Origin of the sequence: Aquimarina sp. AU58 (assembly GCF_900312745.1) — a bacterium.
GTDB lineage: Bacteria > Bacteroidota > Bacteroidia > Flavobacteriales > Flavobacteriaceae > Aquimarina > Aquimarina spinulae.
This window is the reverse complement of record NZ_OMPD01000014.1, coordinates 1,798,733-1,822,799: the sequence shown is the minus strand read 5'-3', so window position 1 is coordinate 1,822,799 and position 24,067 is coordinate 1,798,733. Positions and strand designations below refer to the sequence as shown.

The following is a 24,067-nucleotide window of genomic DNA, read 5'->3' as shown; positions in this document are numbered from 1 at the left end:
TACAAACAAAATATAAGGTTTCAAATTGCTTTGTAGTCCTTTACCCCTATCACAATATCTTCGGAAAAATGAATTCATTTTGAAAAAAGAAAGTAAATTATTATATTTACGTAACTGATTACGTAATTAATTATGCAAATGAATTTTTTTGACAATATTGGTATAATAGCAATTGGCACCAGGCTTAGAATGTTAAGCGAAAAGATGACAGAAGATGCTACGAAAATTTATGAAATGTATGATGTGGATTTAAAGCCAAAATGGTTTCCTGTGTTTTATGTTCTATCTCAGAATAGTGAGAAATCTATTACTGCAATAGCCAATGAAATTGGTCACTCTCATCCCTCTGTAAGCAAAATTGTTCGGGAAATGGTTAAAGCACAAATTTTATGCGAAAAGAAAGATAAAAACGACGGGAGAAAAAATAATATCGAACTGGCTCCCAAAGGACGGCAGATAGCAAATCATATTAAAGATCAATATACCGATGTACAAAAAGCTGTAGAAGTTACCTTAAATCAAAGCAGACACAATATGTGGCATGCTATTGAAGAGTTTGAATTTCTTTTGGATCAAAAATCAATGTTTCACCGCGTAAAAGAAGAAAAGAAACTTAGAGAAATAAAAAAAGTTGAAATCGTTCCTTACGAAGACAAATATAGAATCCCATTCAAGAACCTCAATGAAGAATGGATCACTACCTTTTTTAAGATGGAAGAAACGGATCGTAAATCTCTGGACCAGCCAAAAGAATACATTTTGGATAAAGGGGGTAAAATATTAGTTGCATTATACGAGAAAGAACCTGTTGGTGTATGTGCCTTGATAAAAATGGATGATCCTCATTACGATTTTGAGCTTGCCAAAATGGCTGTTTCTCCACAAGCAAAAGGTAAAGGTATAGGTTGGTTATTAGGAAAAGCTATAATTAAAAAAGCACAATCATTAAATGCGCAAAAAATATATTTAGAAAGTAATACCGTACTAAAGCCTGCAATTAACCTGTATCACAAACTAGGGTTTAATAAAGTAGCGGGGCACTCAACTCCATACGAGCGATGTAATATCCAAATGGAATTGATATTAGACTAAAATATGGCTATAATCTCGGCGTTGGCAGGAGTTGAATCTAAAATCCTTTCATAATGGATTTGTTTACATGTTTTACCTCAGCTCCTCCACGCCGAATCATAGCCTGATATTTCTTTAGGATATTCAATTCAGGTCTTAAAAATAATAATTTGAATCTATATTCTCATTCAGAAATTAAAGATTTGAATAAACCGAATACATAATACAAGTAAGAAAAACAATAATTACAAAACTATTCTTTCCTAAAAAGAAACGTCAATTTCTTTGGAAAACCAATGTATTTCATAAATATCGAAAGAAATAAAACCAACTACCTGATCATATATAGATTACTTAAAATCAATATTTTAACAACACTACAAAAGCAAATCAAGTTCTTTTTATCTCGCCTTTTTTTCGTAACTTAATAAGATACTCACTTTAAACCTCTCAATCATGAAAACCTTAGTACTGATTCTATTAGGGGTGTGCTTTTTTTCTACTGTTACACGGCAGAATAAAACTACCGATATTGAGCCTTATAACCTTGAAGGTGTTTGGGAACTTAAACATCAATTTCTTTATGAAGATAACCAAATAAGTGATACTATTTTAAATCAAAATGGATATCGCCAGGTAAAAATGTATAGCAAAGAAAAAGTGATGTGGACCCGCTTTGATCCAAAAGACAATAACGAATGGTTTGGTTATGGCACCTACTCAATTAAAGATGGTGTGCTCGAAGAACGCTTAGAATATGCTTCGGGGCCAATGATGAAAATCGTAGACACTATTCAAGTTTTTAGATTTGAACTAATGATGGATTCTAACTCTTATCAACAAATTAATATCGATAAAAACGGGCAATATACACTTGCCGAAAACTACAGTAGAATTGAGTAAATCCTTTTTAAGAAAATTAAGTCAAAAACAATGGAGTCCAGATATCTGGACTCCATTTTAAATAATACACTTAGAAAATTAAAATAAATTACTCTCTAATTATTTTACCTGTTGTCTTGTTTTTGGAAACTGAAATCGTATAAAAATACATTCCCGATTCTAGTTCACCGATATCAAAACTCTTAACACTTTCTCCTCTTTGAAGTCTGTCATTTTCAAAACTATAAACTTCAATTCCATTAGTGTTAAATATCTGGAATCTGAAATAATCAGAACCTGATTTAGAAATAGCGCTATCTAAGGCAACATTAATTATATTTCCAGAAATAGGATTAGGAAATACTTTTCCTATACTATTTTGTGCATTAGCAGCTCTGGCACCTAATCCGTCTAAATATGCCCTATGACTTGAAGAAAAAGTAGAATTATTTACCAAATCCCAATTAATAGACCAAGTCATTAAACCTCTAAAACTAGGATACGTAGAACTGGTAGTATACGTTCTTCCTGGATAAGAGGTTCCTTTAATCAAATAATCCAGTGCTTGTTGTACAACAGCTTCAGAAGTATATCCGCTTCCTGCTGCTTGAGTAGTAGCAGGTAATCCAATAGCAACCTGATCTGCTCTAAGTCCGGGAAATGTAAGTCCAGTTTGTGCAACTGGGAAACCAGTAATTAACATTTCTGCCATAGCCACATGAAAATCTGCAGTGGCTGGCTGGTATATTTTCCCATCTCTACCAAACATAGAACCTGTATTATAATGTTGAACATGGATATAATCCATTTCATTACGTAATGCATGAATTACAGGCAAATATGCTCCAAAAATTCCAGAATAATTTCCATAAGCTCCTTGTACATACGCTGTTTCCGGAGCCATACTTAATATAAATCTATTTGCACCTATATTGGTTCTAATAGCTTTTGTAGCAGCAATAAGATTTTTGATCTTTGCTGTAGTTGGATTCCTGAAATCAGAATCTCCGCTATCCAGTGAAAGAGAGCTTCCTTCTAAATCTATATCCAATCCATTAAAGCCATATGTATTGATAATATTGGTCATAGAACTTATAAATAAATTCTTTTCAGCTTCATTATTCAATTCTACTCTTGCATTAGCTCCTCCGATAGAAATTAGTACCTTTTGTCCTCTACTCTTTACAGTAGCAACATCATCTATAAAAGCCTGAGTATTTCCATTATAAATACTATACGGACTAAATTGCATATCGGCTGTACTTCCTGCTTTAGGTTCTGCAAATGCAACACAAATCACATCCCAATCTCTGGATACTTCACTCAGTCTTGGAGTAGTAGAGCCATTATCAAAATTATGCCAGTACCCAACCAATATTTTTCCTGGTAAATTATTATTTCCTCCTCCTGTACTACTTCTAATTACAACTGGATCAGAAGTGGTTTGATTATTCTCATTATCGGTTGCTACTGCAGTTAAAGAATAGCTACCAGATTGTGCATTGGTAATTGTATAAGAATACGGATTAGTAGTATCTTCTCCTAGTTTTGTAGTACCATTAAAGAACTCTACTTTAGTAACGGTTCCGTCATCGGTTGCAGTTGCATTAACAACAACAGAACTACCAGCAGTATATGTTGCTCCATTTGAAGGAGATGTGATATTTACTACAGGAGCACCTCCTGTTCCTCCTCCACAATCACCTGTCTTTGACCAAGCATCTTGCCAATGAGCTCCAGTACCTGGTGCATATGCCCATGCTGCTGCAGAAGAACACCACCCAGGAATATTACATGTAAACTTCTCTCCTTCGTTTTGTACCTCCTGATCTTTACTATATGAAGTTCCTGCAACATATTGTGGTAATCCATCACAATTACCACTTCCTACTGTAGTCACCGAAATTGATCTCGCAGAAGAAGTTGAAGTAGCTCCACCATTATCAGTAGCTTTAGCTGTTAATGTATAATTTCCTGCAGATGCGTTAGAAATTGTATATGTATAAGGACTACTAGTATCCTCTCCCAGTTTTGTGGCTCCATTAAAGAACTCTACTTTAGTAATAGTTCCATCACTATCAGAAGCATTTGCAGTAACAGAGATTGAAGTCCCTTCGTTAAAAGAGTCATTATTATTTGGCGAAGTAATCGTAACTGTTGGAGGAGTATTATTAACTCCATTAACGGTAATATTTATTACAGAAGATGTGGTCGATGCTCCCTGGTTATCGGTTGCTTTGGTAGTTATTCCATAGTTTCCTGCAGAGATATTTTGCCAAACATATTCGTAAGGACTAGAAACATCTTCTCCTAGTTTTGTATTACCATTATAAAATTCAACTTTAGATACTGTACCATCTGCATCTGATGCATTAGCAGATATTGTTACAGATGCTCCTTCTTGAAACGAACTATTGTTATTTGGAGAAGTAATACTTACGGTAGGACTCATATTAGGAGTACCTCCGGTACAATCTCCTGTTTTTGACCATGCATCTTGCCAGTGGGCGCCAGTACCAGGTGCATATGCCCAAGCCGCAGCAGAAGAACACCATCCCGGAATATTACATGTAAATTTCTCTCCTTCGTTTTGTACTTCCTGATCTTTACTATATGAAGTACCTGCAACATATTGTGGTATTCCTGTACAGTTTCCTCCTCCGGTATCAGGAAGTGTAGTTGTAGTTGTAGTATTACTAAAATCAGATTGATTATTTGCAGCATCCTTTGCTTTTATTCTAAAAGAATACGAGGTGTTTGCTGTTAATCCAGTTACTTGATGAGAAGTACCAGTTGCGGTAGCAACAATAGTATTTCCCTGGTATATATCATATCCCGTTACAGCTACATTATCGGTAGCAGCACTCCAGGCAAGATCTACTGTAGTTTGTGTAGCATTTGATGCACCTAGACCAGTAGGAACAGAAGGTGCCTGTGTATCAGTACCTCCTCCATCAAAATTGATGTCACTAGTCGAATAAAATGCCTCTGGACTGTCTGATCTTTGCCAAACACTATAAATAACATGTTTACCTGTCCTAACAGGAAGTGTTACCGGAATATTAACAATCCTTTCTGCTCCACTTGGAGGTGTTCGTACTAAACGTTCAAGGCTATCCCACGTTAATGGCTGATCGGGTGTCCAGCTTGCTTTGGTTATATAAACTTCATAATAAGCAGTTGCATGAGGAGCATGATTTGTCCAAGTTACTGTAAATGGTCCTGGAGAAACTTTTGTCGACACCCAATCGGATCTAACTTGATCCATGCCTCCATATTTTTCAGGCCTGCCACCGCTAGCCAGATTTCCATCCATCACATATTGCTGATGATTACCATTAGCATTCGCTTGATTAATTTCACTCCAATCATATAATGGCTGTGTGCCATGAGAGGCTACTGCTGCAATACAAGCTGCAGAATCTGGACTTTCAGGATCTTCCTGAAAACAATTCCAAACACGGCTTGGGGGATATGTTACTGTGCCATGGGGGAAAACAGATAGAAATACTGTTAGAAATAAGGTCGTACAAACTAACTGCCGCCATGAGCAATTAATTCTAATAAAATTTACTGAGTTTGTGTTCTTTTTAAACATGGTTTTACTGGTATTTAAGTGTTATATCGAAATATAGAAGCACTCGAATTGACGAATTTTGAGATTCAAAAACATCAATACGCACAACGGGTTGATAAATAGTATTCTATTCACCCCATCAAAAGATCTGTAATCGTAATTTATATAATAAGATTCTTAATAGTAACCATAAAAGAGTAGAAGAAATACCCTTTTATGGTTACAAAAACTATTTTAAATTAATTTGATACTTTCATCTTACCATATTCCTTTTCTTTTCCTATAGTAATCGTATATAAGTACAAACCAGTTTTTAGAGAACTAATATTAAATGTCTTACCATTCTTCCCATTCATCACATTATTTTCAAAATCTAATAATTTAGTTCCACTAAGGGAATGTACTTCAAATCTAAATTTAGAGTTAGACTTTCCAGAATTTATCATCACATTTATGATACCATTTTCAGTAGGATTCGGAAATACGCTAACCGCAGAATTTCTTACTGTACAGTCTCCTGTTTTAGACCAAGCTAATTGCCAATGAGCTCCTGTACCAGGTGCATAAGCCCATCCTGCTGCTGAAGAGCACCATCCTGGAACATTACATTTAAACTTTTCGCCTTCATTTTGTACTTCCTGATCTTTGCTATATGAAGTACCCGCAGTATATTGTGGTAATCCTCCACAATTACCATTTCCAACTGCAGTTACCGAAATTGATATCGCAGAAGAAGTTGAAGTAGCTCCACCATTATCAGTAGCCTTGGCAGTCAACGTATAATTTCCTACAGATGCGTTAGAAATTGTATATGCATAAGGACTACTAGTATCTTCTCCCAGTTTTGTAGCTCCATTATAAAATTCAACTTTAGAAATAGTTCCATCACTATCAGAAGCATTTGCCGTAACAGAGATTGAAGTCCCTTCAGCAAAAGAATCATTATTATTTGGAGAAGTAATTGCAACCGTTGGAGGAGTGTTATTAACCCCATTAACTGTAATGTTTATTACAGAAGATGTGGTCGATGCTCCTTGGTTATCGGTTGCTTTGGTAGTTAGCACATAATTTCCTGCAGAAACATTTTGCCAAACATATTCGTAAGGGCTAGAAGTATCTTCTCCTAGTTTTGTACTACCGTTATAGAATTCAACTTTGGATACTGTACCATCTGCATCTGCTGCATTAGCAGTTATTGTTACAGACGCTCCTTCTTGAAATGAGCTATTATCGCTTGGTGAAGTAATACTTACTGTAGGACTCGCATTAGGAGTACCGCCACCACAATCACCTGTTTTTGACCATGCATCTTGCCAATGAGCTCCTGTACCAGGCGCATATGCCCAAGCTGCTGCAGAAGAACACCATCCCGGAACATTACATTTAAATTTTCCGCCTTCGTTTTGTACTTCCTGATCTTTGCTATATGAAGTACCCGCAGTATATTGTGGTATATTGGTACATCCACCTGTATCACTAGTAACTGTTATAGAAATAGTAGTAGAAGTTGTCGTTGCATTCTCATTATCTGTTGCTTTGGCAGTTAATGTATAATCACCTGCTAATGCATTAGAAATTGTATACCCATAAGGGCTGCTGGTATCTTCTCCTAATTTTGTGGTTCCGTTATAAAACTCGACTTTAGAGATCGTTCCATCACTATCTGATGCACTAGCTGTTATAGCTATTGACACTCCAGCTGTAAAAGAATCATTATTATTTGGAGAAGTAATATTTACCGTTGGTGGCGTATTTGTACTATTACCAACTGATACTGAAACGGCAGAAGAAGTCGTGGTGGCATTACCATTATCTGTTGCTTTGGCCGTTATTGTATAGTTACCTGCAGGAACACTCGACCACGAATATTCGTATGGTGATGTTGTGTCTTCTCCTAATTTTGTACTACCATTATAGAATTCAACTTTAGAGATCGTTCCATCACTATCAGATGCATTAGCCGTTATAGCTATTGTTGCGCCTTCGGCAAAAGTAGAATTATTTGCTGGTGCTGTAATAATAACAGTAGGGGAAACATTTCCTCCTGTACCTCCATTGGCAAATACTTCATTTATTTTGTTAACTAATGGAGATTTCACATCCGACCATCTTTTAAGTTTTCTACCAAAAGAAGTAGCTGTACCTCCAAGTTCCAAGTCGCCATAAACTGTCCATACTATAGTTCCGGCAAGCCCATTATCATTAATAAATTGCGCTTTAATAGCAATAGACTCTTCATCATCATAGCTTAAAAAGTATTTACCATTTACCAAATAAGGAACCTTAGCTTCGTTATCCCATTTTCTGGTCCAACCACTATTAGGAGATAAGGCTTTTTGTTTGATAAAAAAGTAATTAGGAGTACCATCATACACTTCTTTTGGCCAATTTGTATAATCTGCAGCGGTTTGTATGGGTCCATCGGGTTGTACAGTTTCTGATCGTTTTACTGTTGTTGCATTAAGATCAGCTGTTCCTTCTGTTACTACACCTCTACCGTAGAACGGAGCTCCAAAACATATTTTGTTTTTAGGAACCCCTACTTCAACAAGTTTTTCTAATGTAGATTGCCAGTTAAAGAAAGGTACTTCTGCTCCTGTATACGGATATACTGGTGCATTATGTCCTGCTTTATTAGACCAACCACCATTATAATCATAAGTCATCATGTTAAAATAATCCATATTAGCAGCTACTCCAGACCAATTAAATCCATCCAGTTTTCTTGGATCTGCAGCCATAGCAGATGTAATTAATTTTGTAGGCCCTATAGCATTACGAATTTCTTGTAGTAAAGATTCAAAATTTGCAAAATCTGCCTGACTACCTGTAAAATTCATTCCTGAAAATGGTCCAGGATATTCCCAGTCTAAATCAATTCCGTCGAAACCAATATTGATTAATCTTTTACAGTCTTCAATAAATTTTGCTCTTTTTACAGGATCTGCAGCCATTTCTGGGAAATGTTTACACATACTCCATCCACCTATAGATGCCATTACTTTTACTCCTTTTTGGTGGGCAAGATCTAATAACCCTAATGCCCCATTTTCTTTTTTAAGAGGTAATGGCAATCCGCCACTTAATCCCCAGACAGGATGTGTCCAGGTACTAGCCCCAACTTCTACTTGAAAGCCTTGAGCTTCTGCGCGTGCTTTTATATCAGCATTTACATAGTTTACATATTCTAACTCCCCGAATAAGAGGTGTAAATCCCAACTACTATATAAATCTGTAAAAAACAGATCTGCTGGTGCTTGTGTTACTCCATCCTGATAAATATTTTTATTTCTGTGATCTCCACTATGTAATGAACCATCTCTGGCTACTCCAAAAAATGAATAGTTAAGAATAGTGTATTTAGAATAATCAATATTAAGATGAGTTAAAGCTCCCGGAGCAGGAACTCCTGCTGTGGTGGTTTTCCATGCATCCCAGTTAGTTATATAGCCAATAACTTGTTTCTGATGATTAGAAGTCGTAGCGCTCCCTCCTGTGTTCACTTGTGCAAAAGCAATGCTTGAAACGCACATAAAAATGAAAAGCAAAGATGTTTTCAGATACAAATCTCGAAAACACCAAGCCTTAAAAGTTTGGTTTAATTTTTTCATAATTTTTTACCTTAAGTTATAAATGGTTTGTGTTATTATTTACGAAAACGTTGTAGTTTTCAATGAAAAAATAGAAAGAACTCGGGGTTTAAAAAAACTAATTAGCTGAATGACTTAAAACTGTAGATTTTCAGAAGAAAAACAGGAATAAGATGCATTTTACTCATATTCTATAATTTCTATAGGAAAAAGAGATTATCTTAAAAAAACCTTTTAAAAAGAAAACAATAAAAAAGAATAAATCTGGTTACATACCCAGATAGGAAGTAAGATTTATTCATAAAAAAAAGAGTAAATAACTACTATTTATTTATAGAATAATCCCTAAAAGACTATAGAATGAAAGTAAGATGTTTACTTGTAGACAATGACCCGTTAGCTATCAGTGCTTTAAAAAAACACTTGACACATTTTGAACATTTCGAGGTAGTTTTTGTTTGTAATAATGCTGTTGATGCTTTTAATTTTATTTGTGAAAATTCGATTGATTTAGTTTTTATAGATATTTATACGCCTATGGTTAATGGATTAGAATTTATTAAAAACATACACAACCCTCCTCTTATTATTATAATTTCTTCTGATGAAGATTATGCTGTACAAGGATTTGAGTTAGGAGCTATAGATTATTTAATAAAACCAATCTCTTTGAAGAGACTCGTAAAATCTTTACACAAAATATCCAGGACATTAAATACGGTAAACAGATTGCCATATACATCTTCATTAGAAGATCACATTTTTATTAAAGTAGATAAAAAAATGATAAAAATATATTTTGAAGATATTTTATATATAAAAAGCCTTAAAGATTATGTTATCATAAAAACAGATCATAAAGATTATGTAACGCATTACAATTTATCTGCAATTACCAGGCTACTACCAGAGTATCTTTTTATAAGAATCCACAGATCATATACTATCGCCATTAATAAAATTAAGGCAATTGATAAAAATTGTATCGAAATCGATGATAAATTACTTCCTATGGGAAGAAATTATATAAAAAAGGTTAAAGGTAAAATCATAAATGGGGTTACCGTTTAAATCAAAAAAAGATCCGGGTATATCCCGGATCTTTAGTATGTATAAATGACTAGCATCTATTCACAACATAACAAACAAAATTTTAATCGGTATATTGTTTAGCACCGTATTTTCTAACTAAACCTTCATTTTTGTTGCCTATCAATTCTGCAATAAACCGAATTGTTGTTTTCATATCAATGAAATTGTAGAGTTTATATTACTGTCAATGAATCTGCCAAATCAGGGTCTTAGAATACACTGATAAAAAAATCGTTGAGCTTGTGTTAGCGAATCAATGCGTCCTAGACCCATTATTTGGCAATTTTCTATTATTCAATATATTTCTGAAAGTTTTAAACGTTTTTTTGATTTATTTTTTAATTACTTTTTTGGTAATTACTTCTCCACCTATATTAATTTTATAGATATAAATTCCGCTTTTAAGAGTCGATAAATCTTGTGTAAAATCTCTACTTCCCGTATATTCTCTTAAAGATTTTGTATGCATTAATTTACCATAGATATCATACACATCAATTTTTACCCATGATACTTCAGAAACTGTTATCTGATATTTTATAACATCATCTACCAATGTTTGAAATGCAACAGAAGACATATTTGGATTACTCTGAACACAGTCTGAAACAAACTCCCACACAGAACTACTACCAGGAGTCTCACCTTCTGTCCACCATTTGGCTTTATAGATTTTTTGGCTATGATATACCTGATCTCCACTATTATAAGCAATTGATGCTATCCACTGTGAGTATCCACAAAAATCTCCACTACCAGAACCACCATCACAACTAGAAACAAATTCCCATACAGAGCTACTTCCCGGAGTCTCTCCTTTCGTCCACCATTTATTGGTATAGAGATTACCGTTATAACTTACTTTTTGTCCTGCTGTCGCATATATCTTATCAGCTTGCCATTCTGCTATTCCATCACAACTTCCTCCCACTACTTTTTCTTTCACGGTAAACATAACAACCGTCTCTGTAGATAGTCCTTCATTATCTGTAGCCATAATTTTATAAGATACTTCACCAAAAGCACCAGGAGTCCAATCTGTAGTATATTGAGTACCATTTGCAGATGGAGTAATTTCAATATTGTTTACAATAAATTTAACAGAGCTTACCTGGGTATCATCTGTCACCGTAGCTTTTAACTGAATTGATGACAATGCTGTTTGTTCTATAACATCCGAATCTTTTGGTTCGATTAGAGTTATAGATGGAGGCGTATTACCTCCCACTAATTTCTCTTTTACTGTGAAAACAATTGTCTTTTCTGAAGTTGCATTTTTATTATCTGTAGCAGAAGCAATGAGCGTTACTTCACCAAATGCTGCAGGAGTAAAACTGGCTGTATAGCTACTTCCATTTGCTGTAGCACTAATGTTAGTCGTATTATGCTTAAACATAAAAGATTGAATGGTGCCATCGGAATCTGTAGCACTGGCTTTCAATGCTATCGGAGACAATTCTGTTAATTCGATAACTTGTCCATTTGTGGGAGCTTCCCACACTACTGTTGGTGAATTGTTTATAGGATCGGTGTTTCCTGCAGCCTCATTTACTGCTTTAAGAATACTTGAAGACGAATTATAATCGGTATCTTGTGTAAGTTCCCATATAATTAACCCCTGATGCCCATACTGCTTAGAATATTTTATTTTTTCTCCAGCTAATTTTGGTGTGTTATAATATATTTTTTTTCCATTTTCTCCTACGTATCCTCTTAACTTTTTAGGATCCTTAGGGTCATAACTTGTTGCTGCATTAGCAAAATCTTTTATGATATCCTTATAAGGAACAAATTTGGCTCCATTTCCTCCATTAGGCTTCTTTTCAGAAAAATCGTAACCATACACAGGTAGTCCGAAAGCTAATTTGGCTTTTGGCACATTAAAACCTCCTGCATGATTCCAGGCTGGTGGAGCAAATCCCATCCAATATTCTAATGCATCTTGCGCAGAATAAATTGGATTATCTGCTGTTTGTCCTTGATAAGTCCCTGGTTCTACTTTATAAAGAGAAGAATGAGGTCCTTCTGGAGATTTATCCCATGATCCTGTAAAATCATAAGACATAAGACCAATCCAATCCATATGGTCCGCCATACCATCATCATAGTTATTTCCATACCAAGATGTTCCGAATACAGCTGCTGTAATTAATTTATTAGGTATTTTAGCTCTTAGTTTCTGACTTAATTTTGTTAATCCAATACCTGCAGGGTGAGGGCCTTTATCTGCATCTCCCCATTTGCTTCCTCTCACTCTTCCTCCCTGATCTGAAGTCCCACTAATGGCTGGATCTGCCCACCAACATTCCATATCCAAATCAACACCGTCCAAATCATTCTGAGTAACATAATTAGCAATCAATGTTGCAATTTCATCTAGTTTACTATCGTTGTTTTGATATTTGGTCATTAACCATAAGAACGCATAATCGGTAGCTCCTCCTAATGCAACAGATACTTTTACTCCTTTGGCTTTAGCTTTTTGAAGAACTCCCAAATCGTTAAGAACAGAATCTACTTTTCTAGATTGAAACTCATCAAAAGATATAGAAGCAAAGTTTGAACTATTATAATCGTTATTATTTTGCTTAAACATCAAAAAAGAAATATTAAGATGTGTTACTACCTCTGGATTAAATTTATTTTTGATATCATAATCAGCAACCCAGGTAGGCAAATACCCTATGATTCGTTGTTTACCAGAATAATCAGGGCCTAATCCACCATCTCCACATGGTCCTATTAGTTCCCAGGAGCCGGCTCCCGGAGCATCATTAGTATAGTATTTACACTTATAATTAATATTATTATAAGAAACTTCTTGCCCTTGTTTATAAGGGACTTTACTTGCATCCCACTCTGCTGAGCAGGTAGGAAAATTGTATTGTGCATGCATCAATAGCGCACAAAAAAACATAAACAAAAATGTATAAAAATTTTTCATGATTAGTGTGATTAATTAATTCGAGTTTTTATATGTATAATCGGGTAGTTAAATCAGTAATAAAAACTACCCGAAATAGTTCCTTAGCAGTTAATTTTTAAGGATTTTCTCAAAATAAACATCGTCATTTATATATATTTTAAATACATAAAGACCATTTTTGAGATTTGACAGATCGTGTGTAAATGATTTTAGTGTCTTTGCCTGGACTCCATTAAATGATTGTGTACTTATCAATTTTCCAGAAAGATGATATAGGTTGATCTTAACCCATGATGTATTATCTGTTTTTATTCTAAAGTTCACAATATCCTGAGTTACAGTAGGAAAAACAGAGTAGTTATTTGAAGTTATTTCAGAATCACTTTTACCACAAGCTCCGATTTTTGTCCAGGCTGTTTGCCAATGCGCTCCTGTACCGGGGGCATATGCCCATGCTGCTGCAGATGAACACCATCCCGGAATATCACAACTAAATTTTTCTCCTTCATTTATTACCTCATCATTTAATCCATAAGAAGTACCTGCAACATACTGTTGTATGTTCGCACAATTTCCATTTCCTCCACCACTAGTTACTGTAATTGCTATTGCTGCAGAGGTTGAAAATGCCCCTTTATTGTCTGTTGCTTTTGCCGTTAACGAGTAATTTCCTACTATAACGTTTTCGAATGTATAACTAAAAGGGCTAGCGCTACTTTCTCCTATTTTACTATTATTATTAAAGAATTCTACTTTCGCGATGGTGCCGTCGCTATCAGATGCATTTACCGTGATAGGAATCGAAGTGCCTTCTTCAAAAGAGGCATTATCTCCCGGAGAAGTAATACTAACAACGGGAGGTTTATTATTTCCTCCTGTTGTTTTTTCTTTGACAGTAAAAGAAATTGCTTTTTCTGAGGTATTATTTTGATCATCTGTGGCAGATGCTGTAATCGTAATTTCTCCAAACGCAGTTGGCGTAAAACTAGCGGTATAGTTACTTCCTGAAGAGGCAGGAGTAATACTAGTATTATTATACTTAAAAATAAAAGATTGAACAGTTCCATCGGTATCGGTAGCACTGGCTTTTAAAGTAATCGGGGCAAGCTCTTTTTGTTCTATGACCTGCCCATTATCTGGTGATTCCCATGTTATTACAGGACTACTCCCATTAGAAACACCGCATTCTTTTACAAATTCCCATACGGTATCACTTCCAGGGACATTACTGCTATCTGCATACCATTTGTTTTTATAGACGTTATTATTATATTTTACATAGTTATTCTTGTCTTTATAAATCCTCGATGCATTCCATTCGGGCACTTCCTGGCAGTCAAGATTTATTCCATCCCAAATAATAACCTTAATTCCTGATGTTGCCGTAGTACCATTTTCGAATACCGCATTAGCACTTAAAACATGATTCGTATAGCTAGACGGTGTCCAACTGAAGGTTACTCCATCAAAAGTTTGATTTCCTACAGTTGTAGTAACACTTACTAGTTTTGTATTTTTTTCATCTATAGATAAGCTTACGGAAATTGGAGAAAATGTAGATTGCTCAAACATTTGGTTATTTCTGGGAGTTGTAAATGTTACCTGAGGTTTTTGTGCACAAGGTTCTGCTGTAAGGTCGGCAGCATCGCCACCATACCTAGCCATATCTTTACATCCACAATCAGAAAGATCATGAACCCCATCCATATCTGTTCCTATTTGATAGATGTCTGTAAATCTTTCATAGTACCCTATTCTATCTAACACCTGAGGCTTTTCTGTACCTTGTCCACATTCTACGCCCCCATTAATGATATTTACAGTCATCCCAAGTCCCGGAATTCTATTTTTGGTTTTGTCTAGCTCATTAGGAGTCCATTTGTTCACCATTACATCATGAGCAGATGGTTTGGGGTATTGAGGCGTCATCCAAAACCAAATAGCAGTCTGAAAAGCCAAAGCAGCATCTTCTATTACTTTTTCTGGATGATCCAAAAGTATTTGTTTGTCTCCAAATATGAATTCACTGGCAGGACCGTAATTATAATTGTAAGATAACTGTATAGGGCCTCTTCCCTTATATGATTTTCCCGGAGTTGGAGGATAATTTGTGTCCGGAGAAGCATAAGAAGCATTCGTAGGCTCTTCACGAAAGTGTAGCCCCCAAGAAAATTGTCCTCCGGGAGCAGTTGACCACCCTCCGGTAGTCTCATGAGAGATATTAGCAAAAAAAGCTGTGATTTCTCTTTTTCTGGTTTCAAGGCTTCCTTCACCTAAAAAAGATCCATAATCTACTTTTTTGGTAACAATTTCTTTATCAGCATTTCTTGGTGCATCAAAATCTACATCGGTTCGAATCACTTTTGATACACCTGTAGTCTTATCAGTACGTGTAACTCTATAAGCGTTCGTACCACATCTTCTTTCAAAGGTCACTTCGATTTTGCTCATTCTATTAATGGCCTCGATAAAAGATTCGAAAGTATAAAAATCATCTTTTGGGTCTAGTACCCAAACACCACCTCCTGTGTCTTTGGCACCAAAACGATACGGAAACAAAGTGTTCCATAAATCTTTATTTATCAAATCATTAACTTGATATAGTGGGTTTACAGGTAAAGACTTATCCAGAGAGAAAGAATCAACTATTTTTGATATCCCGGGATATGTATTATCATCGTTAGAAAAGGTTAGGTGAATAGTAAAAAGTAATATAGTAAAAATCATTATCCATGATTTCCTGCATAAAACCTGTTGGTTTTTTGGAGTAGTGAGTTTGTGTGTCATTGTTAAAACAATTTTGTGTTAAGTCGCTGGTTATCTTAAAGTTATTAAAAACCCTGATCTCAAAATACCACTTTTGCGTCCTCTTGGAGAAATAAATTATACGAGTGACACTTTTTAGCACACAAAAACCATCATATTGACAATAAGTGAAATAAAATTACCCCGATTTGGTATTAAAAAACCAAATCGGGGTAGTTAAAGTTTATTATCGTTATTTAAACTTTAATAAATATTTTTTTCTTGTATAAAAAATATGCCAGAAGAGTGTAGAAACCAACAACAACCAATGCATAAAAAAAAGAGGACAACGGTTTATCAATCGATGGGTGTACAAAAAATGTTTCAAAAAGAAACTGATGCACCGAAGTTTGAGAATCGATTTTAATCAAATAAAAAGATTTAGCAAGTATCATAGAAGAAAAATAGATAATAATTGCATTGGCTCCTACATATTTCACAAGGTTGCCAAAATCATGTTTTTTATGATCCATAAAATAATGAAACAGTACTAAAAACATAGTAGCATAGCCCGATGTAACCAATACAAAACTACTGCTCCACAACACTTTATTAATCGGAAAAAAGATATTCCACAAATATCCTATGATCATAAAGCTTCCTCCCATTATAGCTAACAAAACAAGTTTTCGTTTTGCTGTACTTACCAAAACCTCTCCAACAAAAATCCCGGTAATTGTTGTCACTATAGCCGGTAATGTACTAAGTATACCTTCTGGATCATAATCTGGTTTCCAAATATGCCCTTTAAGCAATACGTAATCCAGATAATTAGCCCAGTTATTTGATCCCCTTTCTAGTGTAGGAGAAATCCCATCAGGTAATGGAATGTATGCCAACCATATCCAATACCCAACAAGAATAGTAACTGCAATAAAAATCAGTTGTTTTCGATTACAATTCAAATACAATATCGAGGCTATGCAAAATATAATTCCTATTCGCTGTAGTACTCCAGGTAGACGTATAGATTCTGTTTCTATGAAAGGAAAATAAGGCAAAAATACATTGATAAATAGGCCTAGTGCAATCAATTTTAGGCTACGTATTAAGATTTTTTTATATATAGTGCTATCCGCTTTTTTATGTTTGTATACAAACGATATAGATATCCCTACAATAAATAAGAAGAAAGGAAACACAAAATCTGCCAAGGTAAGGCCATTCCATTCTGCATGTAACAATGGTGTATACACATAAGACCAATCCCCTGGTGTATTTACCAGAATCATAAGCATAATAGTAAGTCCTCTTAAAAAATCAACAGATTGTACTCTTTGTTTCTTTATCATGAAACTAAATTTTTACCTAGTCGTCTCCAGACTTTTGCAAGTAAAAACCCTGCCAATATAGATAAAGTAGTAAGAATAATGGCCTGTGTTATGTTTCCATAAATCCAACTACCCATAGAAAACAAAACACCATAAACCAAGGCACACCCGAGTAGCATCGCCAGTATTCCCGAAGGTACCATCCATTTTTCTTGTTTTTCAGATATCTCAATGTTTTCTTTTTTTGCTTTTTTCAATATGTGCCTCCACCCAGGTCCACCTGGTTGAATTCTAGAATAAAACTTAAAAAGAATATCGTCATCATCTGGTTTGGTTAAGAAAGTAACAGCAACCCATATGATCGTAGTTATTAATACTACTAATGGAAACTGAAACCATGAAGGAAAGATACCATCTACAGCATCAGAACCAAACAGAACTCCATTTATATATGGAACACTAATTAGAATCGAAATGATACCAGAAGAAAACATAGCAGAAATTTCACTCCACGCATTGATTCTCCACCAGAACCATCTTAGAATAAAAATTAATCCAGTTCCTGCTCCAAACATTAAGATATATTTAAATATTTGAACCGCATTGGTAAGTGCCAAGGCAAGTAAAGTACTTAATGCCATCAGTATAACTGTTGCAATTCGCCCCATATTAACCTGGGCCTTTTCTGTAGCATCTTTATTCACAAATTGTTTATATACATCATTAACTATATAGGATGCTCCCCAATTTAGATGTGTTGAAATCGTAGACATATAAGCCGAAATCAAAGACGCCACTACAATTCCTAAAAGTCCGCTGGGTAATTTTGTAAGCATTGCAGAATACGCCAGGTCATGTCCTAATTTATCTTGAGTAACATCGGGAAAAGCCTCTTGAATGCTGGCAAGATCAGGAAACACAACTAAAGATGCAAGCGCCACAATGATCCAAGGCCATGGTCTGATTGCATAATGCATTATATTAAAAAAGAAAGTAGCACCGATTGCATGATTTTCATTTTTTGAAGCGAGCATTCGTTGGGCTATATATCCACCTCCTCCTGGTTCTGCACCAGGATACCAAGAACTCCACCATTGTATCGCCAGTGGAATAACCAGTAAAGAAATTAGTGCTTCTTTATTATCAAAATCTGGTACCAAAGAAAGCTTATCTTTTACATTGGGATGAGCAACCAAGTTTTCTAACCCATTTACTTCTGGTAGATTAACACAATAATAGGCTGCACCTACTGCACCGGCCATGGCTACAAAAAACAATAAAAAATCAGAATAAACAACTCCTTTAAATCCTCCTAAAGCACTAAAAATAACAGTTACCACAGCAGCATAACCTACCGTTTCTATAGCAGACAACCCAAGCATTACCTGCCCGATTTTGATAGCCGCTAATGTTACTCCAGACATTGCCAAAATATTAAAAATAACACCTAGATATACCGAGCGAAATATTCTAAGAAAACGCGCTGGTTTACCAGAGTATCTAAGCTCATAGAACTCCATATCTGTATTTACATTTGATCGTCGCCATAATCTGGCATAGATAAATACAGTCAATAGTCCTGTTAATAAAAAAGCCCACCATACCCAATTTCCTGCAACACCGTCTTGTCTTACAATATCGGTTACCAAATTAGGAGTGTCTGTAGAAAAAGTGGTAGCAACCATAGAAAAACCTAATAGCCACCACGGCATGCTTCGTCCTGATAAAAAATATTCTGATGCGCTTTTACCAGACCTTTTCGAAACTATAATACCAATAAGCAAAGTAGTTAAAAAGAAAAATATAATGATTGAATAATCTAAGGTACTAAGTTCCATTCCTGAGTTTTATTTTAATAAATTTGATTTGTTTTTTAATATTCGTTGTTTGGCATGAGCCGCGTAATTCCTCCCTATAGGAATTCTTTTTTCTCCCACCTCGACAAGGTTTCCTTCTATAGATTTAACTTTATCTATAGCTATGGTATACGATTTATGAATCCTTATAAAATTTTCTGAAGGAAGTTCTTCACTAATACTTGTTAAAGATTTATGAGACATAAACGTATCTTCGAGTGTACTTACCCGGATATAATCTTTAAGACTTTCTATAAAAAGGATATCGGTTAATAAAATTTTCACCAATTTCTTATCTACTTTTAAGAAAATATGAGCTGGTTGAACCAAATCCATAGAAGGTTCATGTTTCTTTATGGCTATAAGTCTTGCCGTTAATTTATTTATAGATTTCAGAAATCGATTAAAAGAAATAGGTTTTACCAGATAATCGAGAACTTCTAGCTCATAACTTTCTAATGCATATTCTTTATATGCAGTGGTAATAATAATCTGGGGATACTCCTGCAAGCTTTTTAAAAATTCTAAGCCATTCATTCTAGGCATGTTAATATCTAAAAATACAGCGTCAATATCTCCTTGTTCTAATATAGATAATGCCTCTATCGGATTTTTAAAAGTATCAACGATCTGAATGTTCTTAAATTCTTTTAAAAAAGATTCAATAACTTCAATTGCCAGGGGCTCATCATCAATTATGATACATTTAATAATCATTATATAGGGATTTTAAGCAAAATCGAATACTCATTATTTTTTTGTGCTATGTTTAATGTATATTTTTTTGGGTAAAGTATTTCTAATCTTCTTTTTACATTTTTTATTCCAATTCCATTAAGTCTTTTAGTTTCGGATTCATCTTCATAATTATTTTTGGATATAAATATCAGTTCATTTTCAAATCTTTCAAAAGAGATTAATAACTCCATTCTATCATTATTCCTAAGTCCATGCTTAAAAGCATTCTCAATAAATGGCAAAAACAGCATGGGAACTACTTTAACATCATCGATATTACCATTTATATCAACTCTAGAATCAACTCGATCACCATAACGCATTTTTTCGAGTTCTATATAATTATCGATATGATCAATCTCTTGCAAAAGAGGGAGTTTTTTTTTACTGGTATCATAAATCACATATCTCATAAAGTTAGATAGTTTTAATACAAGATTAGGTGCTAAATCCGATTTTTTTATTGTTAATGCATATAAACTATTAAGTGTATTAAAAAAGAAATGAGGTTGTATCTGTGCTTTTAAATATTTTAACTCTGTTTTATATTGCAACTCACTTAGGTCTCTATTTTTATTTTGCATAATCAAAAAATCGACCGTATACTTTATTGCAGAGGTTAGTCCTACAACATACAATTCTCCTATAGCTACTGCTACAATATGATTAAACCCAAATGGATCCAGTCGTCCTTCTACTTCGGGCCAGATATCTTCGGTAACCAATAATAGGTTTAAACCTGATCTTAATATATAATGAACTCCAAGAGACATGCATAAGAAAAGTACATAATGCACATACTTTTTTTTGAATATGAACTTAGGGACCAAATAATATATATTAAAATAAACTAATATGATGTGTAGTGGAAATTCTACAAGGTTTGATTTTAATGAATACCAATAATCATTAAAATAACTCCCCCATCGAATTACATTAAATAAAAAATAAATAATCCAAAAATACAAATGGTATTTTCGTTTAATAGTCCTTTGCACGTTATCCCTCCTTTTTTAAAAAAATCACTAAATAATACCCGTTAAAATCACTTTTTTAACATAAATTTTTGAAAAATGTAAGGCTATTTATAGAGAAAAGCAAAAAAAATGAGAATATCAAATTTCAAAAAAACCGTTATCTATCAATGTATGTCGATTGTTATTAAAACCATGTCGTTGGTCTAAAAAAAATTTTGTTAAAAAATTAAAATACTACTTTGAGATCATTCAAAAAACACATATTAATATGAAACAAAAGATTTTAACCCTAACCACTCTATTATTTTTTTCTTTTCTGAGTTTTGGGCAGGGAACCCAAATAACGGGGACAGTAACGGGAGCTTCAGATGGTGTACCACTACCTGGAGTTAATATTATTGTAAAGGGAACTACAAATGGAGTACAGACCGATTTTGACGGAAATTACACAATCACTGCAGCGACAGGAGATGTAATTCAATTTTCTTATTTAGGAATGTCAGATAAAGAAATTACTGTAGGTAGTGAAACAGTAATAAATGTTCAATTACAAGAAGATGCTGAACAATTAGAAGATGTAGTAGTAACTGCACTGGGGATTCAGAAAACCAGGAAATCACTTACTTATGCAGCTCAGGATATTAAATCTGATGAGCTAACAAAAATCAAAGATGCCAACCCTATCAACAGTCTTTCGGGTAAAGTATCTGGTCTTGTTGTAAACAGAAGTGCTTCTGGTGTTGGTGGATCGGTAAAAGTAACTTTACGAGGTAATACTTCTACCAGAAATAACCAACCATTATACGTTGTAGATGGTATTCCTTTATTAAATAATTCTGCTATTCAACCTAATAGTACATTTGGTGATATAGAAAATGCAGGAAATAGAGATGGTGGGGATGCTCTATCCTTGATCAATCCAGATGATATTGCAAGTATTAGTGTTCTAAAAGGAGCTTCGGCTTCGGCTTTATATGGTAGCCAGGGATCTAATGGTGTGATATTAATTACGACTAAGAAAGGTAAATCAGGAAGCTTTAGAACAAATGTATCTTCTAGTTTCACAGTAGATAACGCTGCTTATTTACTTGATTATAATGATCGTACAGAAAAAAACATAGATGACTTTTTAGAAACAGGAACAACTGCAATTAATTCATTGTCAGTATCGGGAGGAACAGAAACTGCTCAAACTTATTTCTCTTATGCAAATACACAAGCTTCAGGAGTACTTCCTACTCATAATGTAAAAAAGCATACACTTAATATTAGAGAAACAGCTAAACTATTTGATAACAAGTTAACTGTTGATGCAAACATCTTGCTTTCAACTCAAAAAATACACAATAAGCCTGTTTCTGGTTTATATTATAATCCATTAGTAGGAGCAACAGCATTTAATTCGGATACAGAAACTTTAAGTAGCTATAGAGTCTTTGAAGAATTTAATGTAGACAGAAACTTAATGGCGCAACGTTGGTTTAGAGGAACTTCTGATATCGAACAAAACCCATATTGGATACTCAACAGAAATGCCAGTGATGATCAAAATCAAAAAGTTTTGGCATCTGTTTCTTTAAAATACAGGTTTAATGATTGGTTAACTGTTCAAACCAGAGGAAGTTATGATAAAAACTTTTATAAATTTGAAAGAAGAATTCATGCAACCACCGATGGAACGTTATCTGCATCAAATGGTCGTTATTTATTAAATGATGTAGAGGATACTCAGATCTATAGTGATATCATAGCTACAATTAATACTCCTCTTTCAGACAGTTTTAATTTAACTGCTAATATCGGTACTAGTATCAGAAAATCAGATTTAGGCGAAAGCACCTTATTAGATTCTGGTGTAGGAGGTAATTTAAAAATACCAAACATCTTTACGCTTTCTAATTTTGTAGTTGGTACAGTAGGAGTTAATCCAATATTAAAAGAAACTCAAGCAGAGCAAAAAGAAGTACAATCTCTATTTGCTAGTACTACACTAGGTTTCAAAGATATGTTATACTTAGATGTAACAGCTAGAAACGACTGGTCTTCAACTGTTTCAGACTCTTTCTTCTATCCATCTTTTGGTATTACGGGAGTTGTTTCTGAAATGTTTGAATTACCTGAAGTAATTTCTTTTGCAAAAGTAAGAGCTTCTTATGCAGAGGTAGGTAATGACATACAAAGTTTCGCCAATAATCCAATAAATACTATTGGTACTGGTCCTGGCGGGTTAAACCGTCCTACGGTAAGACCACTTACAGAGCTAAAACCAGAAACTCAAAGATCTTTTGAAATCGGTACAGAATGGCAATTCTTTAATAACCGTTTAGGGTTTGAAATTGGATATTACAAAACCAATACTATAGATCAATTTATGACAATCCAGTCTGCTAGTGGTCAAACAAATGCTAATGGTCAAACAGCAGATCAATTTGCTATCAACGCAGGAGATTTTGAAAATAAAGGTATTGAAGTTTCTATTACTGCAGACCCAATACAAACTGAGAATTTTTCCTGGAATACAACTGTAAATCTAGCTAGTAATAAAAATACTATTAAGGAATTAGACTCTAGATTAGATAGAGATTTTCTAGAACTAACTCCAATAAGTGTTAACTCTTATGCTTTATTAATTGCAGAAGGTGGATCTTTTGGTGACATTTACGGTAAACGACTTAACAGAAATGCAAATGGATTGCCAATTCGAAATGCAGATGGTAACTTTACTCAGGCGGCACCCGATGCAAACACCAGAGGAGGTTTTGATTTATTAGGAAATGCCAACCCTGATTTTTCTTTAGGATGGAATAATTCTTTTACTTATAAAAATGTAACATTATCCTTTTTAGTTGATGGAAAATTTGGTGGAGAAGTAATGAGTCTTACTGAAGCTATCGTTGATGGTTTCGGAACATTAGACAGAACAGGTAGCGTGCGAATTTTTGATGAAGCTACTGGTTCAGAAACTACAATACCAGCTACAGAATACCATCAGGCAATTGGAGGAAGAGATAAATTTAGTGGTGAATATCTATATGATGCTACTAATATCCGATTAGCAGAGTTATCTATAGGATATAATTTTAATCTTGGAGAGAATAGTTTCTTTAATTCGATCAATACTTCTTTAGTAGGTAGAAATTTATTTTTCTTTTATAAAGACGCTCCATATGACCCCAATATATCTTTAAGTACAGGAAACGGACTTCAGGGTGTTGATGTATTCGGATCGCCATCTACCAGAAGTATCGGTTTGAATGTTGGCTTATCATTTTAATTAAAAGG

12 protein-coding genes are annotated in these 24,067 nt (G+C 34.4%); 4 read left to right on the top strand and 8 right to left on the bottom strand.

The window, feature by feature from the left end:
* Positions 1-138 precede the first annotated feature (138 nt).
* Together DK441_RS19310 and DK441_RS19305 are read left to right on the top strand one after the other, a co-directional pair.
* Complete coding sequence (locus DK441_RS19310) at positions 139-1,092, top strand: bifunctional helix-turn-helix transcriptional regulator/GNAT family N-acetyltransferase (RefSeq protein ID WP_109852132.1); 954 nt, start codon at positions 139-141, stop codon at positions 1,090-1,092.
* A gap of 435 nt (positions 1,093-1,527) precedes the next feature.
* Complete coding sequence (locus DK441_RS19305; RefSeq protein ID WP_109852131.1) at positions 1,528-1,974, top strand: hypothetical protein; 447 nt, start codon at positions 1,528-1,530, stop codon at positions 1,972-1,974.
* 88 nt (positions 1,975-2,062) lie between these two features.
* On the opposite strand, the gene DK441_RS26930 is transcribed toward DK441_RS19305, so the two are convergent.
* The gene (locus DK441_RS26930) at positions 2,063-5,551 is read right to left on the bottom strand and encodes an Ig-like domain-containing protein (protein ID WP_109852130.1); all 3,489 of its coding nucleotides are present in this window, start codon (positions 5,549-5,551) and stop codon (positions 2,063-2,065) included.
* A 218-nt stretch (positions 5,552-5,769) separates the two neighbouring features.
* A complete protein-coding gene (locus DK441_RS19295) occupies positions 5,770-9,141 on the bottom strand; it encodes an Ig-like domain-containing protein (protein WP_109852129.1) in 3,372 nt (1,123 codons plus the stop codon).
* A 339-nt stretch (positions 9,142-9,480) separates the two neighbouring features.
* On the opposite strand from DK441_RS19295, the gene DK441_RS19290 reads away from it, so the two are divergent.
* A complete protein-coding gene (locus DK441_RS19290; RefSeq protein WP_109852128.1) occupies positions 9,481-10,191 on the top strand; it encodes a LytTR family DNA-binding domain-containing protein in 711 nt (236 codons plus the stop codon).
* Positions 10,192-10,543: 352 nt separating this feature from the next.
* Here DK441_RS19290 and DK441_RS19285 read toward each other — a convergent pair whose 3' ends face one another.
* The 6 genes from DK441_RS19285 to DK441_RS19260 all read right to left on the bottom strand — a co-directional run bounded on the left by DK441_RS19285 (position 10,544) and on the right by DK441_RS19260 (position 20,605).
* Positions 10,544-13,156: a glycosyl hydrolase family 18 protein gene (locus DK441_RS19285; RefSeq protein ID WP_109852127.1), complete on the bottom strand. Its 2,613-nt coding sequence runs from the start codon at positions 13,154-13,156 to the stop codon at positions 10,544-10,546.
* 90 nt (positions 13,157-13,246) lie between these two features.
* Positions 13,247-15,925 (bottom strand): glycoside hydrolase family 19 protein, encoded by a 2,679-nt coding sequence (locus DK441_RS19280; RefSeq protein ID WP_160112183.1) that lies wholly within the window; start codon positions 15,923-15,925, stop codon positions 13,247-13,249.
* 215 nt (positions 15,926-16,140) lie between these two features.
* Positions 16,141-17,235 (bottom strand): acyltransferase family protein, encoded by a 1,095-nt coding sequence (locus DK441_RS19275; protein ID WP_109852125.1) that lies wholly within the window; start codon positions 17,233-17,235, stop codon positions 16,141-16,143.
* Entirely contained in the window at positions 17,232-19,052 is a 1,821-nt protein-coding gene (locus DK441_RS19270; RefSeq protein ID WP_109852124.1) for a sodium:solute symporter family protein, read from the bottom strand. The genes DK441_RS19275 and DK441_RS19270 overlap by 4 nt, the downstream gene beginning before the upstream one ends.
* 9 nt (positions 19,053-19,061) lie before the next feature.
* A complete protein-coding gene (locus DK441_RS19265) occupies positions 19,062-19,787 on the bottom strand; it encodes a LytTR family DNA-binding domain-containing protein (RefSeq protein ID WP_025666393.1) in 726 nt (241 codons plus the stop codon).
* Entirely contained in the window at positions 19,787-20,605 is an 819-nt protein-coding gene (locus tag DK441_RS19260; protein ID WP_235015791.1) for a sensor histidine kinase, read from the bottom strand. Before DK441_RS19260 ends, DK441_RS19265 begins: the two co-directional genes overlap by 1 nt.
* A gap of 448 nt (positions 20,606-21,053) precedes the next feature.
* Between DK441_RS19260 and DK441_RS19255 the strand changes: the two genes are divergently transcribed.
* On the top strand, positions 21,054-24,059 hold the full coding sequence (locus DK441_RS19255; protein WP_109852122.1) for a carboxypeptidase-like regulatory domain-containing protein: 3,006 nt from the start codon (positions 21,054-21,056) through the stop codon (positions 24,057-24,059).
* Positions 24,060-24,067: the final 8 nt, after the last annotated feature.